Annotated in this window: 20 protein-coding genes and 1 pseudogene; 11 read left to right on the top strand and 10 right to left on the bottom strand. The window is 72.0% G+C overall.

The window, feature by feature from the left end; all coding sequences use genetic code 11:
* Positions 1 to 3 precede the first annotated feature (3 nt).
* From ACGFH9_RS15820 to ACGFH9_RS15810, 3 genes are all read left to right on the top strand, one after another.
* Positions 4 to 867: a choice-of-anchor P family protein gene (locus ACGFH9_RS15820; RefSeq protein WP_393219365.1), complete on the top strand. Its 864-nt coding sequence runs from the start codon at positions 4 to 6 to the stop codon at positions 865 to 867.
* A 6-nt stretch (positions 868 to 873) separates the two neighbouring features.
* The gene (gene wecB / locus ACGFH9_RS15815; protein ID WP_393219362.1) at positions 874 to 2,034 is read left to right on the top strand and encodes a non-hydrolyzing UDP-N-acetylglucosamine 2-epimerase; all 1,161 of its coding nucleotides are present in this window, start codon (positions 874 to 876) and stop codon (positions 2,032 to 2,034) included.
* Between the two features lie 129 nt (positions 2,035 to 2,163).
* Positions 2,164 to 3,642: an acyltransferase family protein gene (locus ACGFH9_RS15810; protein WP_393219360.1), complete on the top strand. Its 1,479-nt coding sequence runs from the start codon at positions 2,164 to 2,166 to the stop codon at positions 3,640 to 3,642.
* Between the two features lie 67 nt (positions 3,643 to 3,709).
* On the opposite strand, the pseudogene ACGFH9_RS15805 reads toward ACGFH9_RS15810, so the two are convergent.
* A pseudogene (locus tag ACGFH9_RS15805) lies at positions 3,710 to 4,006 on the bottom strand (adenylyl cyclase); the annotation flags it as partial.
* A gap of 223 nt (positions 4,007 to 4,229) precedes the next feature.
* Here ACGFH9_RS15805 and ACGFH9_RS15800 point away from each other — a divergent pair.
* Positions 4,230 to 4,484 (top strand): holin, encoded by a 255-nt coding sequence (locus ACGFH9_RS15800; RefSeq protein ID WP_393219357.1) that lies wholly within the window; start codon positions 4,230 to 4,232, stop codon positions 4,482 to 4,484.
* Between the two features lie 50 nt (positions 4,485 to 4,534).
* Here ACGFH9_RS15800 and ACGFH9_RS15795 read toward each other — a convergent pair whose 3' ends face one another.
* The 6 genes from ACGFH9_RS15795 to ACGFH9_RS15770 all read right to left on the bottom strand — a co-directional run bounded on the left by ACGFH9_RS15795 (position 4,535) and on the right by ACGFH9_RS15770 (position 12,895).
* The gene (locus ACGFH9_RS15795) at positions 4,535 to 5,113 is read right to left on the bottom strand and encodes a hypothetical protein (protein WP_393219354.1); all 579 of its coding nucleotides are present in this window, start codon (positions 5,111 to 5,113) and stop codon (positions 4,535 to 4,537) included.
* 17 nt (positions 5,114 to 5,130) lie between these two features.
* Positions 5,131 to 6,966 carry a S9 family peptidase gene (locus ACGFH9_RS15790; protein WP_393219351.1) on the bottom strand — a complete coding sequence of 612 codons (1,836 nt, stop codon included), beginning with the start codon at positions 6,964 to 6,966 and terminating at the stop codon, positions 5,131 to 5,133.
* On the bottom strand, positions 6,967 to 8,745 hold the full coding sequence (locus ACGFH9_RS15785) for an N-acetylglutaminylglutamine amidotransferase (RefSeq protein ID WP_393219349.1): 1,779 nt from the start codon (positions 8,743 to 8,745) through the stop codon (positions 6,967 to 6,969). It lies immediately after the preceding gene.
* Positions 8,746 to 8,843: 98 nt separating this feature from the next.
* A complete protein-coding gene (locus tag ACGFH9_RS15780; protein ID WP_393219427.1) occupies positions 8,844 to 11,513 on the bottom strand; it encodes a glutamate--cysteine ligase in 2,670 nt (889 codons plus the stop codon).
* 262 nt (positions 11,514 to 11,775) lie between these two features.
* A complete protein-coding gene (locus tag ACGFH9_RS15775) occupies positions 11,776 to 12,009 on the bottom strand; it encodes a hypothetical protein (protein ID WP_393219346.1) in 234 nt (77 codons plus the stop codon).
* Positions 12,010 to 12,034: 25 nt separating this feature from the next.
* The gene (locus tag ACGFH9_RS15770; RefSeq protein ID WP_393219344.1) at positions 12,035 to 12,895 is read right to left on the bottom strand and encodes a hypothetical protein; all 861 of its coding nucleotides are present in this window, start codon (positions 12,893 to 12,895) and stop codon (positions 12,035 to 12,037) included.
* 179 nt (positions 12,896 to 13,074) lie between these two features.
* On the opposite strand from ACGFH9_RS15770, the gene ACGFH9_RS15765 reads away from it, so the two are divergent.
* On the top strand, positions 13,075 to 14,052 hold the full coding sequence (locus tag ACGFH9_RS15765; RefSeq protein WP_393219341.1) for an aldo/keto reductase: 978 nt from the start codon (positions 13,075 to 13,077) through the stop codon (positions 14,050 to 14,052).
* A gap of 22 nt (positions 14,053 to 14,074) precedes the next feature.
* Here the strand turns inward: ACGFH9_RS15765 and ACGFH9_RS15760 are convergent, their stop codons facing one another.
* Positions 14,075 to 14,224 (bottom strand): hypothetical protein, encoded by a 150-nt coding sequence (locus ACGFH9_RS15760; RefSeq protein ID WP_393219339.1) that lies wholly within the window; start codon positions 14,222 to 14,224, stop codon positions 14,075 to 14,077.
* A gap of 74 nt (positions 14,225 to 14,298) precedes the next feature.
* On the bottom strand, positions 14,299 to 14,529 hold the full coding sequence (locus ACGFH9_RS15755; protein WP_393219336.1) for a DUF2071 domain-containing protein: 231 nt from the start codon (positions 14,527 to 14,529) through the stop codon (positions 14,299 to 14,301).
* 464 nt (positions 14,530 to 14,993) lie between these two features.
* Between ACGFH9_RS15755 and ACGFH9_RS15750 the strand changes: the two genes are divergently transcribed.
* From ACGFH9_RS15750 to ACGFH9_RS15740, 3 genes are all read left to right on the top strand, one after another.
* On the top strand, positions 14,994 to 15,197 hold the full coding sequence (locus ACGFH9_RS15750; RefSeq protein ID WP_393219334.1) for a hypothetical protein: 204 nt from the start codon (positions 14,994 to 14,996) through the stop codon (positions 15,195 to 15,197).
* 112 nt (positions 15,198 to 15,309) lie between these two features.
* Complete coding sequence (locus ACGFH9_RS15745) at positions 15,310 to 16,194, top strand: alpha/beta fold hydrolase (RefSeq protein WP_393219332.1); 885 nt, start codon at positions 15,310 to 15,312, stop codon at positions 16,192 to 16,194.
* Between the two features lie 114 nt (positions 16,195 to 16,308).
* On the top strand, positions 16,309 to 16,761 hold the full coding sequence (locus tag ACGFH9_RS15740; protein ID WP_393219329.1) for a DUF5709 domain-containing protein: 453 nt from the start codon (positions 16,309 to 16,311) through the stop codon (positions 16,759 to 16,761).
* A 56-nt stretch (positions 16,762 to 16,817) separates the two neighbouring features.
* On the opposite strand, the gene ACGFH9_RS15735 is transcribed toward ACGFH9_RS15740, so the two are convergent.
* Positions 16,818 to 18,401 carry a DHA2 family efflux MFS transporter permease subunit gene (locus ACGFH9_RS15735; protein ID WP_393219326.1) on the bottom strand — a complete coding sequence of 528 codons (1,584 nt, stop codon included), beginning with the start codon at positions 18,399 to 18,401 and terminating at the stop codon, positions 16,818 to 16,820.
* 298 nt (positions 18,402 to 18,699) lie between these two features.
* Here ACGFH9_RS15735 and ACGFH9_RS15730 point away from each other — a divergent pair, with 298 nt between their 5' ends.
* The 3 genes from ACGFH9_RS15730 to sthA all read left to right on the top strand — a co-directional run bounded on the left by ACGFH9_RS15730 (position 18,700) and on the right by sthA (position 22,480).
* On the top strand, positions 18,700 to 19,911 hold the full coding sequence (locus tag ACGFH9_RS15730) for an aldehyde dehydrogenase family protein (RefSeq protein ID WP_393219323.1): 1,212 nt from the start codon (positions 18,700 to 18,702) through the stop codon (positions 19,909 to 19,911).
* Between the two features lie 89 nt (positions 19,912 to 20,000).
* Entirely contained in the window at positions 20,001 to 21,023 is a 1,023-nt protein-coding gene (locus ACGFH9_RS15725; RefSeq protein WP_393219320.1) for a fibronectin type III domain-containing protein, read from the top strand.
* 53 nt (positions 21,024 to 21,076) lie between these two features.
* On the top strand, positions 21,077 to 22,480 hold the full coding sequence (gene sthA / locus ACGFH9_RS15720) for a Si-specific NAD(P)(+) transhydrogenase (RefSeq protein ID WP_393219319.1): 1,404 nt from the start codon (positions 21,077 to 21,079) through the stop codon (positions 22,478 to 22,480).
* The last annotated feature ends 238 nt before the right edge of the window (positions 22,481 to 22,718 follow it).

Genomic DNA, 22,718 nt, shown 5'->3' with positions numbered 1-22,718 from the left:
TCTATGCCACGAGTCAGATCCGGTCTCGCCCGAACCGCTGCGGTGCTGGCCGGTGGCCTCGCCATGGCCGTCCTGGCGGCCTCCCCGGCGTTCGCCGACACCTCCCAGTCGTCAGCCTCCGCGCTGCAGATCAGCCTGCTCGGCGGAGGACTCGCGAGTTCCGGCACCGCGTCGGCCACCAACGACGGCACCACCGAGTCGATCTCCGGCAACCAGAACCCGCCGTTGGGCGTACTCGGCGGACAGACCGTCATCACCGCCGGGGTCCTGGCGCAGAACGTCCGCGCCTTCAACGACGGCACCTCGGCGGCCTGCGCCGGCGTGCTCGGCGTGGGTGGCACGGTGACCATCGGCGCCGGCGGGTCCTGCCTCGTCACGCCCGGCGCCGCGGTGTCGCTGAACCTCGGCACCAACGGTCTCGCCACGATCGCCCTGGTGGCCGACGCCATCTACTCGTCGTGCACCGCCACCAGCAGCCCGTCCGCGACCGGCACGACCTCCCTGGTCAACGCCCGCATCACGTCGACCCTGCTGGGCATCGAGACGACGCTGCTCAACCTGCCGGCCAACCCGTTGCCGAACACCGGCCTGAGCGTGCCAGGGCTGATCGACCTCACACTCAACAACCAGACCAGCTCGGGCGTCGGTCAGCTCAGCGTCACCGCGCTGAACCTCACCGCTCTCGGTGGAGCGCTGGCGGGCGTGACCATCGGCACGTCGAACTGCGGGGCAAACGCGGTCGCACCGCCCATTCCGGTGATCCCGCTCGCCGGGGCACCGCTCGCACTCGGTATCGGCGCACTCGCGGCCGGCACCAGCGGCGGGTTCTCGCTCTACCGGCGCCGCCGCGCGGCCGCCAGGAGCTGACCCACCATGTGTGCGAGCAGGTCGACGACACGAGAGGTCCTGATCCTCGCCGGCACCAGGCCGGAGGGTGTGAAGACCGCGCCTCTGATCCGCCGCCTCCTCGATGATCCGAGGTTCACGGTGCGGGTGGCGGACACCGGTCAACAACCGGGACGCGTCGCCGAGGCACTCCTCCCGTTCGGCCTCCGCCCCGAGGTGAGCCTGCGCCCGCAACGGCGTACCGGCTCGCTTGCGGAGCTGGCGGCGGCCCTCATCACGGGGGTCGACGACCTGCTCGCACACCACCGTCCAGCGGCGGTCGTGGTGCAAGGGGACACCACGACCGCCCTGGCCGGCGGGGCGGCCGCCTTCTGGCGACGTACCCCGATCGTCCACCTGGAAGCTGGCCTGCGGACCAACGACCTGGACCGGCCGTTCCCGGAGGAGGCGAACCGGGCGATGATCGCCCGGATCGCCGCCCTGCACCTCGCGCCCACCGAGGAGGCCAGGGCCAACCTCCTGTCCGAGGGCATCGCCTCCGAGGGGATCGCGGTGACCGGCAACACGGTCGTGGACGCGCTCGAGGACCTGATCGAGCGCGGCGCGGCCCGGCCACCGGCCTGGGTCGACCCGACCCGCAAGCTGGTGGTGGCGACCGCGCACCGCCGGGAGAACTGGGGCCAGGGAGTGGCGGCCACGATAGACGGACTTCGTCGGCTGGCGCGGCAACGCCCGGACGTCCAGGTCGTCATGGTCGCCCATCCGAATCCCCGCCTCAGCGCGGAGGTCAGCGCGGGCCTGGCGGGTATCGCCAACGCACGTGTCACCCCGCCGCTGGCCTACCCGCAGATGGTCGGGCTGCTGCGGATGGCCGACCTGGTCGTCACGGACTCCGGCGGACTCCAGGAGGAGGCGGCCACCCTGGGCGTGCCGCTGCTGGTCACCAGGGACACCACCGAACGTCCGGAAGCCCTGGCGGCGGGTCGCGGCGAGCTGGTCGGCACCGATCCGGAGTTGCTGCTCTCGGCCGGGCTCCGGCATCTCGCCACCGCTCGCGTGCCGGCGGTCGGCTCACCGTTCGGCGACGGACGGGCCGCCGAGCGGTGCGTCGCCGCCATGGCGCGGCTCCTGGACGTGTCGGCTCGGCGCGTCACGCAGGTACGCCGGACGATCGGCGCCGCAACCTGACACACCACCGATTCGGACAATCGTTAGAATTTCGGGACAAAACTTCTTGGATCGTCTGATAATTGGCCCATCGATCGGCAGCCTTGCGCGCCGAGGTCCGCACAGATCAGTGATCGAAGGAGTCGTCAGGTGCAGGCGAGGTTGAACGGGCAGCAGTCCCCGACTCTGCAGGGCAGGTTCTCCGCCCAGCACAACGCCTTCGGCGTACTTCGCCTGGCGATGGCCTGTGGCGTGATCATCGCGCACGCCGGGCCGTTGGGCTTCGGCCGGGCGAACATCGGCGCGGCGACGTTCGGCCGACAGAGCGACCTCGGCACCATGTGCCTGTACGGCTTCTTCCTCATCTCCGGCTTCCTCATCGCCGACAGCGCCCTGCGCTCCACGCTGCGCCAGTACGTCCGCGCCCGTGTGCTGAGGGTCTTCCCCGGATTGTGGGTCTGTCTGCTGGTCACCGCGTTCGTCTTCGCCCCGCTGGCGGCGCTCTACGAGAACGGCAACCTCGACGGGTTCTGGGGGCACCCGGAAGGGCCGTTCGACTACGTCACCACCAACATCCTCGCCTCGATGGAGCAGTTCCCCATCGCCGGGCTCCTGGCCGACACCCCGTACGGCCAGATCGTCGGCGGACCGAGCGCGTTCGACGGGGCGCTGTGGACACTCCGGTACGACCTGGCGCTCTACGCCGTGGTCGCCGTCCTCATGATGACCTCGGTGCTGCAACGCGCTCCCCGCGCGGTGCTCGTGCTGGCCGGCGGCTGCTACGCCCTGATCCTGGCCGACTTCTTCGCGGCGCCCGGCTGGAGCTCCCGGCCACCTCAGCACGGCGCGGTCGGGCCGTTCCCGCTGATCGGGGCGTTCGCCGCGGACTGGACGCTGATGCTCGGCTTCCTGTTCCTGTTGGGGGCCGCGGCACGCCTGTACGCACACCGGGTCCCGATGAACTCCACGCTGGCCGTGCTGGCCGCCGTCACGCTGGTCTGCTCGCTGTGGCTGGGCGGATTCTTCGCGGTCGGCCTTCCGGCGTTCGCCTACCTGGTGCTGTTCGCGGCGGTCGCGCTGCCCACGAGGTGGTCCCGCATCAGCCGCCGGAACGACTACACGTACGGCATCTACATCTACGGCTTCCCGGTGCAGCAGATGATCGCCCTGCTCGGCGGCACCCGGTTCGGGATCGTCGGCTACATCGTGCTGAGCCTGCTCGGCAGCGTCCTGTGCGCCGCCCTCTCCTGGCACCTGGTGGAGCGTCCCGCACTCGGGTTCAAGACCGGTAGTGGACGCGCCCGGCACCGGGTCGCCAAGCAGGCCGCCCGTCGACGTCCGCAGCGCGCGACCGGCCCGGTGGGCGCCAAGCCAGCCGAGGCACGCCCGTCGACCGGCCGCCCCGGACGGCACCAGGCGGGCGCTCGGCACAGCCGGTCCCCGCTGCCGATTCCGAAGGTGGGGGCCGCGCTGCGCCGCGCTGACCGGTCCCGCACGCCGGACCTGACGTTCCTGGTCCCACCGGGGCGGGACACGACGGCGGCCGCGCCGAAGAGCGCGATACCGGGCATCCCAGCCGTGACCGCGCCGCCGGAGCGCCCGCAGACCACCGCGACGCCGGCCCAGTGACATGAGCGGGGGGCCGGAGTCAATGACTCCGGCCCCCGTTGGTATGCCCGGAAGCGTTACGAACCCGGGTACTGGCGTCGTGGCCGTGCTGACGGCCCACCCGTAGCAGGACCGGCGACTCGACCGTACCGGCGTCGATCGTGACGCCCGCGACGATCACGCCGGGCACCCCGGCGACGTCCAGTGGGACGGCGCCGTTCACCGCAGTGAGGGTGGCGTGGCCGATGCTGAGCACCACCGTGTTCGCATGCCGGATCTCGATGCTGCGGGCGATGTCGTAGACGCCGGGGGTGAGCAGCAGGTGCTTGCCGCGCGCGAGCTGCACGTTGATCACGCGGACCGGGTCGGACGGGTTCGCGATGAAGACGCAACCCGCCCCCAGTTCGCCCACTTGCCGGGCACTGGATTTTGCCAAGATTGACTTCAAGTGATCGTCAAGTCGTCCCGCTTATTGTCCTAAATGGACGACAGATCAAGGCGGGAACGTCCCGATCGACAGGCATCCGGCGACCGGATCGAAGCACGCACGTTCCGACGCGGTCGAACGTCGAAAGTCCCATCACCCTGCGAGAAGACCCGGAGCCGACATGTGGACCAAATCATTCTGGACGGAAGCCCTCGAGCAGGTGGTCAGGACCTCGGCCCAGGCGATGCTCGCCGTCATCGTGTGCAATGGCCTCGGCGTGCTCGACACCGGTCTGGGGAAGGCGGTCTGGGTGGGCGTGATGGCCGCCATCGTCTCCCTTCTGACCTCCGTCGTCGTACTGCCCTTCAGCAAGCGCGGGTCCGACCCCGAAGCAACGCCGTCGAACGCGACGGCCGATCGGGTGGACGTGAACTGAACTGGGTCTAACACCCCGGCGCCGGGTGGCCCGGTGGCGAACACCCACGCCTACGCGTGCGGGCCGCCCAGGTGCAGCGGGATCGGCAGCGGGTCGGCGAGGGGATCTACCAGCGGGATCGGCAGCGCCTGTGTGGCCGCCGTGCCGCCGCCAGCCGAGTGCGCCGGCGCGGGCCGGTCGCCGACGCGGCTGTGCAGACGTCCACGCCCCGCCGGTCCGGAACGTCGGGTGACCTCGACGGTCACCATCGCCACCGGTGGCGGCGGGACCGTGAACCGGCCGACGCCCCAGCGCACCCAGATGGGAATCCGTCCGGCGTCCGCCTCGGCGGTCAGTTTCTGCACCGTACGGGCCCGGTCGGTGTGGTCGACCTCCACCACCACCGGCGGCCCGTCCGGGCGGGCGCACGCCACGTCGAGGACCGAGTGCCGCTGCTGCATCGGCGGCGGCAACGGCAGGACGCTGGGCGCCCGCCGGTAGACCCGCCAGCCCTGCGCCCTGGCCCACCGCACCACGGTGTCGATCAGCCGCGCCGTGACCTCGTCCGTGTCCAGGTCGACGAAGGTCAGCTCGGCGAGGGACCGGCCCAGGTCGGCGGCCAGCCGTTCACCCTGCGCCGTGACGTCCACCAGCGCAGGATAACGCCTCAGCCGAGGGTGATCACCGTCGTGGCGAGGTGCCGGGTCAGCCAGGAGGTGGTGGCCGTACGCGCCGCCTCGGCGTTGTCCCGGGCGAGGAAGTCGTGCCCCTCACCGGCGAGCACGAGGTGCCCGTGCGGCACGTCCCGGGCGGCCAGCACCCGCGCCACCTGCGCCGACTCGCCGGCCGGCACGTTGGTGTCGTTCGCGCCGTGGATGAGCAGCACCGGCACGTCGAGCTGGTCGATCCGGGTCATCGGCGACAGGTCCCGCAGCAACTCGGCGTCGCGCACCGGATCGCCGTACTTGCTGACGGCGGCGGCGGCGATCCACGGCTCGGTGCCGGCGTAGAAGGTGCGGAAGTCGGAGATGCCGCACTCGGCCACCCCGGCCGCGAACAGGCCGGGGAAGTTCACCAGCACCGCGAGGACCAGGTAGCCGCCGTAGGAGCGGCCCAGACAGCCGAGATGACCGGGGATCGCGACACCGCTGTCGACGAGGTGGTCGGCGCACGCCGCCACGTCGGCGATGGCACCGTACCGGCCGGCGAGGTTGTCGGCGGCGACGAAGGAGCGGCCGAAGCCGGACGAGCCCCGCACGTTCGGCGCGAACACCGCGATGCCCTGCGCCACGAGGGCCTGGAACAGCGGGTTGTAGCCGGGCCGTTCCTGCGCCTCGGGGCCGCCGTGCAGGCTGATCGCCGTCGGCCAGGGCCCCGGACCGGCCGGGCGGTAGAGCCAGCCGGAGAGCGGCGTTCCGTCGTGGGCACGCAGGTCGACCAACTGCGGCGCGACCCCCGCGCCCCCCGTACGCTCGGCGTCGGTGTCCGGCCGCAGCGGGCGCGGGGTGGAGGTCGCCGGATCGACCAGCCAGACCTCCCGGGGCTGCACCGGCCCCTGCGCGGTGACGCAGAGCAGGTCACCGTCCTCGGCGAAGACGGCGTCGCCGAGCACCTCGCCCGGGGCGGTCACGGCCCGTTGGACGCCGCTGGCGAGATCGCACAGGCTCAGCTCGCTACGCCCGCCGTAGGTGTTCCACAGCAGCGCGGCCTGCGTGCGGTCGGCGTCGAGCGCGACGCATTCCAGCTCCGCGTCCGGCCGCGCCGCGACGCGCGTCGGGGCCAGGGTCGGTCGGGCGAGGTCGACGCGCACCAGCGCCGCCAGCTCCGAGAACGCGTCGGTACGCGCCAACACGCTCGTCCCGCCGGGGCCGAACCAGCCCTGGTCGGTGCTGCCCCGGCCGGTGTCCGGCAGCAGACGTACGCGGTCGCCGGTGGCCACGTCGAGCAGTTCCAGCCAGCGGGCGTTGCGGGGGCCCCGCCGCAGCAGGGCTGAGCCGCCGTCCGGGCTGACGTCCAGGAGGGTGAGCAGGTCGTCCTCGGCCAGCACCCGCCGATGCCCGGTGCCGGCGTCGACGAGCACGGCGGCACCCCGTTCGGCGGTCTCGGTGACCGCCATCAACGCGCCGCCCGGCAGCCACCCGGCCAGGCTCGCACTGCGGCGGCCGAAGCCGGCGACCTGGCGGCGCTGCGTGCCGTCCGGGTGGAGCACCCACAGCTCGGTGCGGGGCGCGCCACCGGGCGCGACCACGCAGGCCAGCCACTGCCCGTCCGGAGACCAGCTCACCGCCAGGACCGGTTCGTCGCCGCCGGGCAACGCGACGGCCTCGGGGGCGTCGACGTCGCGGACCCAGACGGCCGGCGTGCCGGCACGATCGGACACGTACGCCACCCGCCGACCGTCCGGTGACGGCGCGGGCGCGAAGTCCTCGCCGGGAGGCGGGGTCGCCGCCGGCCGGTTACGCGCCGGTCGGAGCCGGCGCGGCACCTCGGTCCGTACGCTCATCTAAACCCCGATCCGCTGCAACCAGAGCTCCAGCAGCCCGAGCTGCCAGAGCGCGTTGGAACCCAACGTGGTCCGCTGGGCGTTCGGCGTGTCCAGCAACTCCTCCAGGTAGTCCTTGCGGAACAGACCACGGTCGCGCGCCGGGCCCGCCGTCAGGGCGTCCCGGACGTCGTCGAGCAGCGGGCCGGACAGGTGCCGGATGGCGGGCACCGGGAAGTAGCCCTTGGGCCGGTCGATCACCTCGTCGGGGACGATGCCCCGGCTGGCGGCCTTCAGCACGCCCTTGCCGCCCTGGGCCAGCTTGAGCGCCGGCGGGCAGGCGGCGGCCAGCTCGACGACCTCGTGGTCGAGGAACGGCACCCGGGCCTCCAGCCCCCACGCCATCGTCATGTTGTCGACCCGCTTGACCGGGTCGTCGACGAGCATCACCAGGCTGTCCTGGCGCAGCGCCGCGTCGAGCGCGGTGTCCGCGCCCGGCGCGCCGAAGTGGGCGGCGACGAACTCCAGGCTGGCGTCGTGGTCGAGCATCCACTCGGGCGCCAGGTGGCCGGCGAGCGCGTCGTGCCGACGATCGAAGAACACCCGGGCGTACGCCTCGACGGCGTCCGCGCGGGCGACGTTCGCCATCGGCGGGTACCAGTCGTAGCCGGCGAGGATCTCGTCGGCGCCCTGGCCGGACTGCACCACGGTGATGCGCTGCGAGACCTCCTCGGAGAGCAGGTGGAACGCGACGCAGTCGTGGCTGACCATCGGTTCGCTCATCGCCCCGATGGCCTGGTGCACGGCGGGCACGAACCGCGTCGCGTCGATGCGGATCTGGTGGTGGTCGGTGTCGAAGTGGCGGGCGATCAGGTCGGAGTAGTGGAACTCGTCGCCGCTCTCCCCCGCCGCCGCCTCGAAGCCGATGCTGAAGGTGGCCAGGCCGGTCTGGCCCTGCTCGGCCAGCAGGGCGACGATCAGGCTGGAGTCGAGACCGCCGGAGAGCAGCACGCCCACCGGCACGTCGGCGACCATCCGCCGTCGTACGGCGGTGCGCAACGCCCCCATGATCCGTTCCTGCCACTCCTCGGCGGACATGGTCGGCGCGGCGGCGCGGGTGAACTCGGGCCGCCAGTAGACGGTGTCGGTGCTGCGGCCGGCGGCGGTGACCACGCGCACGGTGGCGGGCGGGAGTTTGCGGATACCGGCCAGGATGGTGCGCGGCGGCGGCACCACCGAGTGGAAGCTCATGTAGTGGTGCAGCGCCACCGGGTCGAGGTCGGTGTCGACGTCACCGGCGGCGAGCAGCGCGGGCAGGGTCGACGCGAACCGGATGCGGCCCGGCGTCTCGGCCAGGTAGAGCGGCTTGATGCCGAGCCGGTCACGGGCCAGCACGAGCGTGTGCGTGGCCAGCTCGACCAGGGCGAAGGCGAACATCCCGTAGAGCCGCTCGACGCAGGCCGTTCCCCACCGGTGGTACGCCTTGAGGATCACCTCGGTGTCCGACGTGGACCGGAAGGTGTAACCAGCCGCGGTCAGCGCGTCGCGCAGCTCCCGGTAGTTGTAGATGCAGCCGTTGAAGACGAGGGCGAGGCCCAGCTCGGGGTCGACCATCGGCTGGGCGCCGGTGTCGGACAGGTCGATGATGCGCAGCCGGCGGTGCACCAGCGCCGCCGGGCCGTGCTGCCACCGCCCCTCGCCGTCCGGGCCCCGGGAGGACAGGACGGGCAGCATCCGTTCCAGCGCCGCCAGGTCCGGCGGCGCCCCGTCGAGGCGGAACTCACCTCCGATACCGCACATGGCACACACCTCTCATCGGCTCGGTCCGCTCGGGCCGCTGACCGGTCCAGGCTTGGCGGACCGGGTTGCGTCCCGATGACATCTGCGTCAAGCGTGGGTTACACCGAGGGTTGCCCGGCTCCGCCGAGCAGCCAGGTGTCCTTCGACCCACCTCCCCGCGAAGAGTTGACGATCATGCTGCCGGCCGGCGCGACCCGGGTCAGCGCCACCGGCGCCACCTCCGCAGTCTCGCCGAGGAACACGAATGCCCGCAGGTCAACGTGGCGAGGCGCGAGGGCCGTGCCGTCGAAGACCGGGTGGGTGGTGAGCGTGACCATTTCCTGGGCGATCCACCGGTGCGGGGCGGCGAGGATCTGCTCCCGGACGGCGTCCAACTCCTCCGCCTCGGCGCGCGGGCCGATCACCACGCGGTCACCGCCGTACCCGTCGACCGGCTTGAGCACCAGCTCGTCGAGCCGGCCCAGCACCTCGGCGCGCTGCTCGGGCAGCCCGCACAGGTACGTCGACACGTCCCCGAGCAGCGCCTTCTCCCCGAGGTAGTACTCGATGAGCTTGGGCACGTACGCGTACAGCGCCTTGTCGTCGCCGACGCCGTTGCCGAGCGCGTTGGCCAGCGTGAGCCGCCCGGCGTGCACCGCCGCGAGCAGCGGCCAGCCCAGGGGCACGCCGTCCGCGCCCGGGGCGTGCAGCAACGCCTCCTCGTCCATCCGCAGGTAGATCACGTCCACCGGGCTGCGGTGCCCCTCCGAGACCACGTGGACGCGGCCGTCCTCGACGAGCAGGTCGTTGCTCTCGGTCAGGGGCACACCCATCTCGTCGGCGAGCAGCCGGTGCTCGAACCAGGCCGGGTCACCCGGGCCGCTGCTGAGCACCACCACGGCGGGATCGTCGGCGGCGGCCGGCGCGGCGGCGACGAGCGCCCGGCGCAGCATCGCCGGCGTCTCGTCGGCGGGCAGCAGGTCGTCGGGCACCGGCAGCTCGGGCAGCACCGCCTGGGTGAGCCGCCGGTTCTGCACGGCGTACCCGATGCCCGAGGGCACCCGCAGGTTGTCCTCCAGCACGTACCAGCCGCCGTCGGGATCGCGGACGAGATCGGTTCCGGACACCTGGGCGCGGGTGCCGTGCCGATCCATCAGCGCGCCGGTCGGGCGCAGCCCCGGCGAGGACTCCACCACCCAGGCCGGCACGACCCCGTCGGCCACCACCGCCCGGTCGGCGTACACGTCGCGCAGGAACGCGTCGAGCGCGCGGGCGCGCTGCACCAGGCCGGCACGCAGCGTCCGCCAGTCGTCGGCGGGCACGACCCGGGGCACCAGGTCGACCGGGAAGAGCCGGGTGCTGGCCTCGCCGGCCACGCTGAACGTCACGCCCCGGGCGCGTTGCTCCTCGTCCCGGTCGTGTTCGCGTTGACGCAGGCCGGCGGCGCCGAGGGTACGCAGGGCGGCGAGGAGCGGACGGTACGCGCGCGCCGGCCCGGCCGGGCCGAAGACCTCGTCGCCGGCATCGGCGTACGTGGGCAGCGCGGGCGGTGTCGACGAGCCGGGCAGGGACGGGCGCACCCGGCCCCGGGTCTCGTCGAGCAGCAGGTCGACGACGTCGGCCAACCGGCCGCGCCGCTCGAACGCCCGCCGCTGCCGTGCGGCGGAGCTGCCACGCTCCAGCGTGTACCGGGTCAGCTCGCTGACCTGTTCCCAGTCGCCGGTCGCCTCCAACTGCGGGCGCAGGTCGGTCACGAGGCGGCGGACCGCCTGGGCGGCCGGCACCGGGCGGGCCGAGCGGGGCAGGTCGAGCAGGTCGCCTTCGAGCCCGGAGCGGGCGGCCCGCCACACGGCGGCGCGCAGCACCGGCGGGCGGACGGCGGTTCGTTCGACCCCGGCGCGCAGGGCGGCGACCTCCCGCCGCACGAGTGCGCGAAACAACCCGGTGAGCAGGACGATCGTCTCGACGTCGGCGTTGGCGTCGGTGATGCGCAGCTCGACGGTCGGCACGTGCGCCGACGGCCGGACGTCGAAGTAGATCATGGCGGGGTCGGTGATGGTCTCGGACGAGATCAGCTCGGCGACCAGGGCCTCGTGGTCGGCCGCGCTGGTCACCTCGCCCGGGTCGCCGGCCGTGGGCCAGCGCTGCCAGACCAGTGAGCGGACGCTGGCGTAGCCGCTGTCCTGGCCCATCCAGTACGGCGAGCTGGTGGAGAGGGCGAGCAGCACCGGCAGCCACGGCTGGACGCGACGGGTGACGGCCACCGCCAGGTCCCGGTCGGAGACGCCGATGTGCACCTGCGCGCCGCAGATCAACTGCTCGCGGGCGAGCAACTGGTACTCGTCGACCATGCGCCGGTAGCGCGAGGTGGGTGTCACGCTCGGGTCGCCGTCGGCGCGCAGCGGGACCGTACCGGCCGCCACGATGCCCAGCCCGGCCCGGTCGGCGACCTGGACCGCCGACTGACGCAGCCGGGTCAGCTCGGCGCGGATCTCGTCCAGGGTCCGACAGACGGCGGTGTTGGTCTCCACGACGCTGCGGTGCAGTTCGGCGGTGAACGACGTGGCCGGCAGCCGGTCGAGCAGTTCCCCGGCCCGGGGCACCAGCTCCCGGGTGTGCAGGTCGACGACGTGGAACTCCTCCTCGACGCCGATGGTGGCGAGGTCAGCCGGGTCGTCGTCGTACGCCGGCGCGGTCGGAGCGGGACGGGACGTCGGCACGGCCCGGCCGTTGCCGGACCGGTCCACCGGTCCGTCGAACGTCGCCGCGTTCGTGGTGTTGTCGACCATGGTCACCCCGGTTCGCGTGTCGGTGGTCTCGACTGTCCGACGAGCGTTCTCAGGCTTGATAGCGAGGGTGTTTCCGGCGCGTTAAGGTGACGCGCCGTTCCGCCTCGTGGTCACCCCAGGACGAGAACGGCCTGATCATCTTCGGACAGTGGGTGGGCTCCGTCAGTGACTCGCCGGCCGACGGCAGCGCGGCGCGGCGCACACGACGACGCGGGCCGCCCGTGCCTGATCGGGACCCGACCCGCTCAGTCGCGGGGCCGGGTCACCGCAGGTTGGCGACCACGAACGGCGCGTGGCCGTGCAGGTAGTTGTTCCATCCGCCGGTCACGGGGGCCCCTGGGCTGAGCAGGTTCATGGTGTCGGTGCCGACGTCGAGCTTCCAGGCGGTCCAGGAGATGCCGTTGGCCCTCATCCAGTCGATCCAGGACTGCGCCTCCGGGTGGCAGGCCCGACCGTCGAGGCCACCGTCGGCGTCCCGAGGACCACGATGATGCAAGCCGGGGCGGCCGGATCACCGCCGCTCAGCGACGCCAGCCCCAGCGGCGCGAACCAGCCGCACCCTGCGACCCACCCTGCTCCCGAGCCAACATCTCGGCCGCGACCCGCAACTGCTGGGCGGGCTCCGCCGCGGCCGGGCCCAACGTCTCCACGAAGCGGTTGCCCATCGACAGCACCAGGGCCGCCCGGTCCAGGTCGCCGATCAGAACCAGGCACTGGGCGTACACGCCGTAGGTGTTGGCCAACTCCCAGAACGTCAGCGGGCGCGCCATGTCCAGCAGCCCCTGGCGCAGCTCACAGGCCCGCGACGCCGCCAGCGCCGCCTCCTTGGCGCCCTCCGCCGACGACGGCCGGGTGAGGTGCCGGTGCAGCAGCGCCACCGCCTGGTTGTGGTACGCCGTCCCCATCGCCTCCCGGGTCCGCGGCCCCGCGTCCGGCGGCGACCCGGCAGAGGTCAGACCCATCGTCACGGCACGTTCCAACAGGTCCCTGCGGGTGGCGGGCTGACCGGCGGCGAACGAGACCTCGGCCAGGTCCACCAGTGCGGTGATCAGCTCGGCGAGGGCGTCGTCGCGGGGCGCGGCCGCCACGTTGCCGCCCTCGGCCGCCACGGCGTCGTACACCCGCTCGAAGACGACCACCGCCTCACCGCCGGGTGCCGTCCCGTCGGCGGCCCGGCCGCGCGCGGAGAGCAGCATGCTGTGCCGCCACAGCGCCCGGGCCAACTGCTGCTGGTCCTCGCGGGTCCCACCCGGACCGCGCACGGCATCCCGGTACGCCTCGACCACCCGCGCCCACAGCCGGTCGGCCTCCGCCCACGTCTCCTGTCGCGTCGAGAGCTCCCGCGCCTGCTCGAACACCCGTCGTCGCTCGTCCGGTCCCATGCCCCACACACCGCCCTTCGTGGTAGCCCAGCCCATGCCGCACAAAAGAGTGAGCTTTGTCGATTCTAGGCTGGACCGATCCGCACCACCCGCGCCCACTCCGGCGGCGTGCTCGGTACACGGTGGGCACCAGGCCGGGCGGCAGGCGGTAGGCGGACTGCGGACGTAGCGTGGTGCCCATGCGAACCACCACGCTGGGCAGTGCAGGACCCAAGGTCGGCGTCATCGGCCTCGGGTGCATGGGCATGAGCCACGGATACGACATCACCGGCCCTCGCGACGACGACACCTCGATCGCCGTGATCCGACAGGCGCTGGATCTGGGCGCCACGCTTATCGACACGTCCGATGTGTACGGGCCGTACACCAACGAGGAACTGGTCGGGCGGGCGCTGGCCGACGGCCACCGGGAGCGGGCCGTCCTGGCGACGAAGGTCGGCCTGGTGGCGACCTCCCCGACCGGTGGCCCCGGCAACTCACCGAAGATCGGCAACAACGGCCGGCCGGAACACATCCGCGCGGCGATCGACGAGAGCCTGCGTCGCCTCGGCACCGACCACGTCGACCTCTACCAACTGCACCGCGTCGACCCCGAGGTGCCCATCGAGGAGTCCTGGGGCGCGATGGCGGAGGTCGTCACGGCCGGCAAGGCGCGACAGATCGGCCTGTCCGAGGTGACGGTCAACCAGATCGAGCGGGCCCAGGCGGTGCACCCGGTGGCGTCGGTGCAGTCCGAGCTGTCGTTGTGGACCCGGGACCCGCTGGCCGAGGTGCTGCCGTACTGCGTCGAGCAGGGCATCGCCTTCCTGCCCTTCTCTCCACTGGGCCGGGGTTTCCTCACCGGACGTTTCGCGTCGTTCGACGACCTGCCGGCGGACGACTTCCGACGTGGCCTGCCGCGCTTCCAGCAGGAGGCGTTGCGCGCCAACCTCGCCATCGTCGGCCAGGTTCGGGAGATCGCCGAGCGGGCCGGCGTCAGCCCCGCGCAGGTCGCGCTGGCGTGGGTCGTGGCCCAGGGCGATCGGGTCATCCCGATCCCCGGCACCAAGACACCGAAGTACCTGGTGGACAACTGCGCGGCCGGTGACGTGCGGCTCGGTGCGCGGGAGCTCGCCGACCTCGACGCCCTGCCCGCCCCCGAGGGCGGCCGGTACTGAGCGACCGGCGGCCCGGCGTCACTCAGCCGGGCCGCCGGAGCGCGACGGGCGGCCCGAATCGCACACCGACGCCGGGCGAGTAGAGCACGCTGACCGGCGGCCCGACCGGCGGCGGCAGGCCCGCGGCGGCGACCAGTTCGTCGTCCAGGCGCAGCAGTTCCGCCCGGTGCAACGGCCAGCGGGGATGCCAGTTGGGCAGGTGCAGCGGCTCCGGCGGCGGCTGCGGCTCGGCGCCCTGGAGCCGGGTCAGCTCACGCCCGGACCACGGCCGAAGCCCAGCCCGACCATCCGGAAGCCGATCAGCCCGACGTAGCTGACCCCGCCGATGGTGTCCGGCGCGGTGCCGGCGGGCAGCAGGGGCGCGACGACCTCCGGCGCGACGGCCCAGTGCAGGAAGGTGAGGTCCTCCCAGCGCTGACGCAGGAGCGCCCAGCGGAACGCCTGCCGGGGTGCGCCGTCGACCGGTTCGATCTCCACGCCCCCATCCTCACTCAGGCGTCCAGACCGGCGCGCGGCGTGCGCCCTCGTCCATCCCGCAGGGTGCGGAGAACGGCCGTTCCGCCCCGGAATGGTCGCGCCGGTCCGTCGTGCCCTTGACCGAGCAGACCGGTTCAGAATGGATGTTTCAGGGAGAAGCGGTCGCCACGACGAGGCCCGACCCGATCAGCGGGGCGGGCCTCGCCCCCTTCCAGGTCGGTCCCGACGGGCCGAACCAGGGCGCGGCAGGGGCAGCCCACCTCGTCTCAGCGCTTTGCTCTGCTTCAACCGGGGCAACACACCTCGTGTCCGGTATCCGGACACGAGGTGTTGCCTCCGCTGAAGCAGTGCAAGGCCGCGCACGAGGGGGTCGGGCTCCCGGACACGTACGCCGAGGGGGCGGGCCATCGTCCGCCTCGCCCCGGCGGCGCCCACGCGGCGGCCGGGACCTGGCGGTCCACGGCATGACCAGCGACCTGCAAGCCGGGGTACGGCAGCGGCTGCGCACCGTCGTGTCCAGCGGCGACGTGCTGCTCTGGGAGACCGACCTGATCAGCCCGCCGGACAACCCGGAGCACTGCCCGCCCACGGCTCTGTGGTCGCAGGTGCTACGCGGCGGGAGAGTGCGCCAACTCACCCTGTTCCATCCCGTTCCCGCGCGGGCCTGAGGAAGTTCCCGAGCAGAGCGAACTTTCTCCCCGACCCGCGCATCTGGTCCGTGTCAGCCACCACTCACCCTCGCGGCACATGCCGCACGGGCCACGGATCGGGAGATACTTCATGGGTTCCACCCGCCACGACGTCGGCGCGCTCGCGCCGGGCGCCCACACGTTCACCGTCGACGGGGTGCGGCAGGTCTACCACGTCGCCGGCACCGGCCCGGTTTGTGTGGCGCATTCGGGCGGCCCCGGCATCGAATGGGCCTACCTGCGGACGCCGAGCCTCGAAGAGCACTTCACCATGGTGTACGTCGAGCCGGTCGGCACGGGCGCGTCGGGCCGCCTCGACAACCGCGACGACTACCGGATGAACACCTATGTCCGTTTCCTGGACGCGGTCGTCGCGCATCTCGGTGCGCCCCGGGTCTACCTGCTCGGGCACTCGTACGGCGGTTTCGTCATCCAGCGGTACGCCGTGGAGCACCCGGACCGCGTCGCCGGCCTCGCCCTGTACGACACCTCGCCCGTCACCGGCGCCGAATTCTGGGCCGAGGCGATGAAGGGCCTCGCCGCGTACCCGCTGCGGCACCCCGAGCACCCGGAGGCGGCGGCCGTACCGGCTGCTCTCCAGCGGGCCCTGGCCGCCACCGACGACGAGTCGCTGAGCGCCGGTCTCAGCGAGGCGCTGCCGGTGTACTTCGCGGACTTCTGGGCCCGGCGGGCCGATTTCGCCCCGTTGCAGGCGGGCCTGCGGGCCTGGGCGGCGCCGGCGGGCGCGCAGGACCCGACGCCCTTCGACGTGCGCGACCGGCTCGGTGAGATCGCCGCGCCGGCCGTGGTGATCGTCGGCGCGTACGACTTCATCTGCGGCCCCCGCTACGCGGAGGAACTGCACGCCGGCCTCAAGGACTCGCGCCTGGTGGTGCTGGAGCGCAGCGGGCACTTCGGGCACGTCGAGCAGCCGACAGAGTTCACCGAGGCCGTGGTGGAGCTGCTGAAGCGGTGACGCTCGTGCCGCCCCCGAGGTCGGTTCGTCACAACGGGCAGGCCCCGGGAGCCGGCGGCGTTGCACGGTCATAGGCTTGGCGCTTCGCTGCGCCGTGACGAAGGAGAAACTGCCGTGAGCCAGACGGATTCCGTCGACGAGTGGAACGTGGTCGAGGACGACGGCGTGCTGGACGCCTCGGACACCCTCGACGACGACCGCGTCGGCGACCCCCTCGACACCGGCATCGTCGCCGCGGACCACTGGACGGCGGCGAACCGGTTCGGCACCACCCCCGCCGAGGAGCGGGCGGGCGAGTCGTTGGATCAGTACCTCGCCCAGGAGGAACCGGACGTCGACCCGTACGCCGAGGGTGGCGACGACGAGGACGAGCTGACCCGTCGCGGGTACGAGGCCGAGCCGCGCGCGGGCCGTCTCGTCGAGTACGACGAGGGCGTCCGCGAGGACGACGAGGCCGAGTCGGTGGCGTGGGACGCCGGCATCGACGCGGGTGGCGCCAGCGCCGAGGAGGCAGCGGTCCACGTGATCGAGGACCCCGACGGGGCTGGCGACGGTCCCCTGCGCTGATCAACGCACCGCCGCGCTCGACACCGGACGGGCGTCGAGCGCGGCGGGCGCGTCGGTCAGTGGATGACGACGGGCGTCTTGGGCAGGTCGGTCTGCTCGTCGCCGAGCGGCTGCGCGGGCGTACGCCGGCGCGGCAGCAGGGCGGCCGGTACGAACGTGATCAGCACCAGCGCGAACGCCACCCAGAAGGTGTGGGCGAACGACTTCGCGGCGAAGTCGAGACCCCGTTCGATGATCGACGGATCCACCGGCATCTGCGTGAGCAGCTCCGGCCGCTGCTGGGAGGCGATAGCCAGCCCGGCCTCGGTGATCGGCTTGCCGCTCTCGTCGACCAGGCCGGGGATCGGGCGGGAGCCGTTCAGCTCGTTGGTCAGGATCACCGACATCACCGCGGCGCCGACCGAGCCGCCGATCTGTTGCAGGATGTTGACAAGCGTCGAGCCGCGCGCGACCTCCTGCGCCTGCAACGTCCGCAGCGCCGACGTCATGATGGGCATCATCGTGCCGCCCATGCCGAGGCCCATCACGAACAGCGACCCACCGAGCAGCCAGTACGACGTCTGCGGGTCGACCTGGGTGAACCCGAAGAACCCGATCACGATCAGGGCCAACGCGAACGGAACGGTGCGACCGATCGGCACCCGGTCGGCGAGCGTACCGGCGATCGGCATGGTGATCATCGCGCCGATGCCCTGCGGGGCCATCAGCAGACCGGCGGCCAACGTCGACTCGCCGCGCACCTGCAGGAAGTAGCTCGGGAACAGCAGGCCGGCGCCCATGAACGCGATGATGAACACGAACAGCGTCGCCGCGGCGATGGTCAGGTTGCGGTTGCGGAACAGCCGCAGGTCGAGCAGCGGGTGCCGGGGCTTGAAGGAGTAGAGCACGAACGCCACCACCAGCACGCCGCCGACCAGCATCGGAGCCCAGACCTTGGTCGCGGAGAAGGTGCCCGCCTCCGGCAACGACGAGACGCCGTAGAGGAAGAGCGCGAGACCCGGCGAGAGCATCAGCATGCCGAGGAAGTCGAAGGACTCCGACGGCTCGGGAGCGTCCTTGGGGAGCGCCATCTGCGCGTAGATCAGGGCGACGACACCGATCGGCAGGTTGATCAGGAAGATCCAGTGCCAGCTCGCCGTGTCGATCAGCCAGCCGCCGAGGATCGGGCCACCGATCGGGCCGAGCAGCATCGGGATGCCGAGGACGGCCATCAGCCGGCCGATCCGGTGCGGCCCGGCCGCCCGGGTCATGATCGTCATACCCAGCGGCATGAGCATGCCGCCGCCGAGGCCCTGCAGGACGCGGTAGCCGATCAGCTCGCCGATCGAGTCCGCGGTGGCGCAGAGCCCGGACCCGATCGTGAACAGGGCGAGCGCCACCATGTAGAGGCGCTTCGTCCCGAACCGGTCGGCCGCCCATCCGCTGAGCGGGATCACCGTGGCCAGGGCGAGCGTGTAGCCCGTCATCGTCCAGGCCACCCGGGCGTAGGACGCGTCGAACTCATTCTGGAACGTGGGCAGCGCGACGCTGACCACCGTCACGTCGAGGATCGACATGATCGCGCCAAGGACGACGACACCCGCCACCTTGAGCACCGCGGCGTCGAGTTTGTCCGATGTCGCGACGGATTGCTGTGTCACTAACTCTCCTGAGGTCGGTTGATCCGGCGGATGGTGGGCGGTGGCGGCGATATCGCCGCGCCGACCAGACGCGGGACGCGACGTGCCGGGGCGACGACGCGCGGAGGCAGACTATCCGGGGACTGTGACGGGTTGCCGCCCGTTTTCGTGACGACCGCGTGGCGGAGACCGATCGGCCGTCGGATTGGAGCCGGTCGGCGGGGTGTCGGGTGCAGAACCTCGACGCCCAGCCAGGGAGAGCCGGACCGGGGATGAACCGCACCTGGTTGGGCCTGCGCGTCGGTGCCACGGTCGGCGCATGACCACTCATCCGCACACCGTCACCGGCCACTGGATCGGTGGCGAGACCGTCGCCGGCTCCGCCGGGACGCTTCCCGTCGTCAGCCCCGCCACCGGGGACGTCGTCGCCGAGACCCCGGCCGGTACCGCCGCCGACGTCGACCGCGCCGTCGTCGCCGCGCGCGACGCCTTCCCCGCCTGGTCGGCCACCACGCCGCGGCACCGGGCGGACGTTCTGCGCCGCCTCGGCGCCGGGCTCACCGCCCGGACGGAGGGGATCGCGGCGGCGATCACCGCCGAGATGGGCTCTCCGATCACGATGTCCCGTACGGCACAGGTCGGCTTCCCGGCCGCGGTGGTCGACTCCGTCGCCGGCCTGGCCGACGACTTCCCCTGGACCGAGGAGATCGGCAACTCCCTGATCGTCCGGGAGCCGATCGGCGTGGTCGGCGCGATCACTCCCTGGAACTTCCCGCTCCAGCAGATCGTCTCCAAGCTGGCGCCGGCGCTTCTGGCCGGCAACACGATGGTGTTCAAGCCGTCGGAGAACGCCCCGCTGACCGTGCGGATCCTGGCCGAGGTCGCCGCCGAGGCGGGCGTACCGGCCGGTGTGTTCAACGTCGTGTACGGCACCGGCGCGGTCGTCGGCGAGGCGATATCCGCCCACCCGGACATCGACATGATCTCGTTCACCGGCTCCACCCGGGCCGGGCGGCGGATCGCCGTGGTGGCGTCGGCGACGGTCAAGCGGGTGGCGCTGGAGCTGGGCGGCAAGGGCGCGACCATCATCCTGGACGACGCCGACCTGCCGACCGCTGTCAGCACCGGCGTGCTGATGGCGTTCTCGAACGGCGGGCAGGTGTGCGGCGCGTGGCCCCGGATGCTGGCGCCCGCCGCCCGCCAGGACGAGATCGTCTCGCTGGCCGTCGAGGCGGCGCGGCAGTACACCGTCGGCGACCCGACCGACGAGGCCACCCGGATCGGCCCGCTGGCGTCCGAGGCGCACCGGCGCAAGGTCGTCGGCTACGTCGAGCGGGGCATCACCGACGGGGCACGCCTCGTGTTCGGTGGGCTCGTGGCCCGGGGCCTGACCAACGCCGAGATCGCCAGTCAGCTCTTCATCGCCGTCGGCACGGTCAAGACCCACCTGGCCAGCGTCCAGACGAAACTCCCGGCCCGCAACCGCGTCGAGATCGCCGCCTGGGCCTGGGAACGCCGCCTGGTCACCTAGACGGGGCATCCTCGCGTCGCCCGCTGCCCTAAAATCCAGGGCAGTGAATCGCCGGCCCGCTGCGGACAACCGGAGGCGAGGGATTCATCGTGCACCCAATCCGAACACGGCCCCGATCACGAGCCGTCACCCTGGTCGTCGCCGCACTGGTGGCCGCGACGGCCATGCTGGGCCCGAGTCCGGCGTACGCCGCCGACGACACCGAGCGACCCACCGCCCCCGGCCCGATCACTGTCACCGCCATCGACACCACCTCGGTCGAGCTGACGTGGGCCGCGTCGACCGACAACGTGGGAGTGGTCGGCTACGCGGTCTCGGCGATGTTCGAGGACAACGGCCGGACGTGGTCGACGGGCACCAACAGCATCCGCATCACCGACCTCCGGCCGTCGCGCACCTACACCTTCGGCGTGGCTGGGCTGGACGCGGCGGGAAACCGCTCACCGTCGAGCCCGACGCTGCGGGTGACGATGCCACCGGGTGACACCCAGCCGCCGAGCGCGCCGGGCCAGCCGGTCGCGTACGACGTCGCCGCGACCCTGGTGTGGCTGCGCTGGGCCCCGTCGACCGAGAACGTCGTGCTCGACCGGTACGAGGTGTACCGGGTCGACGCCGGTGGTCAGCTGACCCTGGTCAGAGAGTTGTACCAGTTCCCGCCGAGGCCCACCATGACCCAGGTCAGCGGGTTGACGCCGAACACCACGTACACCTTCGTGGTGCGCGCCCGCGACGAGGCGGGCAACTGGTCAGCGCTGTCCCCGCCGGTCACCGTGACCACCCTGCCGCCCCCGCCGAGCTGCGCCGTCCGCACCGTCGTCCGACAGTGGTCGGACGGCTTCGTGGCGTACCTCGCCGTCGAGAACACCGGCACGACGGCGGTGAACGGTTGGACGATGACCTGGCGGTTCTGGGCCAGCCAGCAGGTGCGGGCCCTCTGGGGCGCGCAGGTCGTCGACCGGCCCGACAACAGCTACCTGCGGGTCCGCAACACCAGCCACAACGCGCTGATCAGGCCCGGCGGCACCGTTTCGCTGGGCGTCATCGCCAGCGGCACGCAACTGCCGGAGGAGATCACGTTGAACGGCGGCGTCTGCGTGGCGGCAGACGAGTAACGCTCGCATCCGGGGCCTGGTGTCGGCGGCGACATCTTGCGACGCTAACGATCGTGTATGACTACGACCTGTTGGTGCTGGGCTCCGGACCCAGCGGTCAGAAGGCCGCGATCGCCGCCGCCAAGCTCGGCAGGCGGGTTGCCATCGTGGACCGCCGCGACATGCTCGGTGGGGTGTGCATCAACACCGGCACCGTCCCGTCCAAGACACTGCGCGAGGCTGTGCTCTATCTGACCGGCCTGAGCCAGCGCGACCTGTACGGCAGCAGCTACCGCGTCAAGGAGGAGATCACGGTCAGCGACCTGGCCGCCCGCACCCAGCACGTCATCACCCGGCAGACCGACGTCATCCGCAACCAGCTCGCCCGCAACCGCGTCGCGATGATCACCGGTACCGGGCGTTTCGCGGACGCCCACTCCATCTGGGTCGATGCCGGCTCTGGGCGCGAGTCCAAGGTGACGTTCGACAAGGCCATCATCGCGGCCGGCACCCGCCCGGCCCGCCCGGACAGCGTCGACTTCGACGAGCGGACCATCGTGGACTCCGACGGCGTCATCAACCTCCAGGCCGTACCCCGCAGCATGGTCGTGGTCGGCGCCGGCGTGATCGGCATGGAGTACGCGTCGATGTTCGCCGCCCTCGGCACCAAGGTGACAGTCGTCGAGCGCCGCGAGCGGATGCTCGACTTCTGCGACGACGAGGTCGTCGAGTCACTCAAATACCACCTGCGCGACCTGTCGGTGGCGTTCCGCTTCGGTGAGGAGGTCGCCGCCGTGGAGAAGCACCAGACGGCGGCGCTGTGCATCCTCAAGAGCGGCAAGAAGATCGTCGCGGACACCGTCATGTACTCGGCCGGCCGACAGGGCCAGACCGACGACCTGGCCCTGGAGGCGGCCGGCCTCACGGCGGACCGACGCGGCCGCATCACCGTCGACGCCAACTACCGCACCCCTGTCGACAACATCTACGCAGTCGGCGACGTGATCGGCTTCCCGGCGCTGGCGTCCACCTCGATGGAGCAGGGCCGGCTGGCCGCGCAGCACGCCTGCGGCGAACCGATCCGGGGGATGCTCGGCCTGCAACCCATCGGCATCTACACGATCCCGGAGATCAGTTTCGTCGGCCAGACCGAGGCCGAGCTGACGGAGGCGTCCACGCCGTTCGAGGTGGGCATCGCCCGCTACCGGGAGTTGGCGCGCGGTCAGATCGTCGGCGACTCGTACGGGATGCTGAAACTCCTCGTCTCCCCCGAGGACGGCCGACTGCTCGGGGTGCACGTGTTCGGCACCGCCGCCACCGAGATCGTCCACATCGGTCAGGCGGTGATGGGCTGCGGCGGCACTATCGACTACCTGATCGACGCGGTGTTCAACTATCCGACCCTGGCCGAGGCCTACAAGGTCGCCGCGCTGGACGCCTCCAACAAGATCCGCAACATAACCCGAATAGACGGCTAACCCCCGCCCCCTCCCGCCCCCCTCCCGCCCCCCTCCCGCCCCCGGACCCGGACCCGGTTGATCATGAAGTTATTGCCACCGCCGTCGGCGTGTCGTGGCAATAACTTCATGATCAACGCGCTTCAGGTGGGGGTGGGAGCCGCCTGCCCCGGCCACTGCCCCGGTGATCAAGAGGTTTGCGTCACGACACGCCGGAGCGGGTGACGCGAACCTCTTGATCACGAGGGTGGGGCCGGGG

It is taken from the genome of Micromonospora sp. NPDC049102 (assembly GCF_043197485.1).
Lineage (GTDB): Bacteria > Actinomycetota > Actinomycetes > Mycobacteriales > Micromonosporaceae > Micromonospora.
This window is presented reverse-complemented; position numbering and strand designations above follow the sequence as displayed.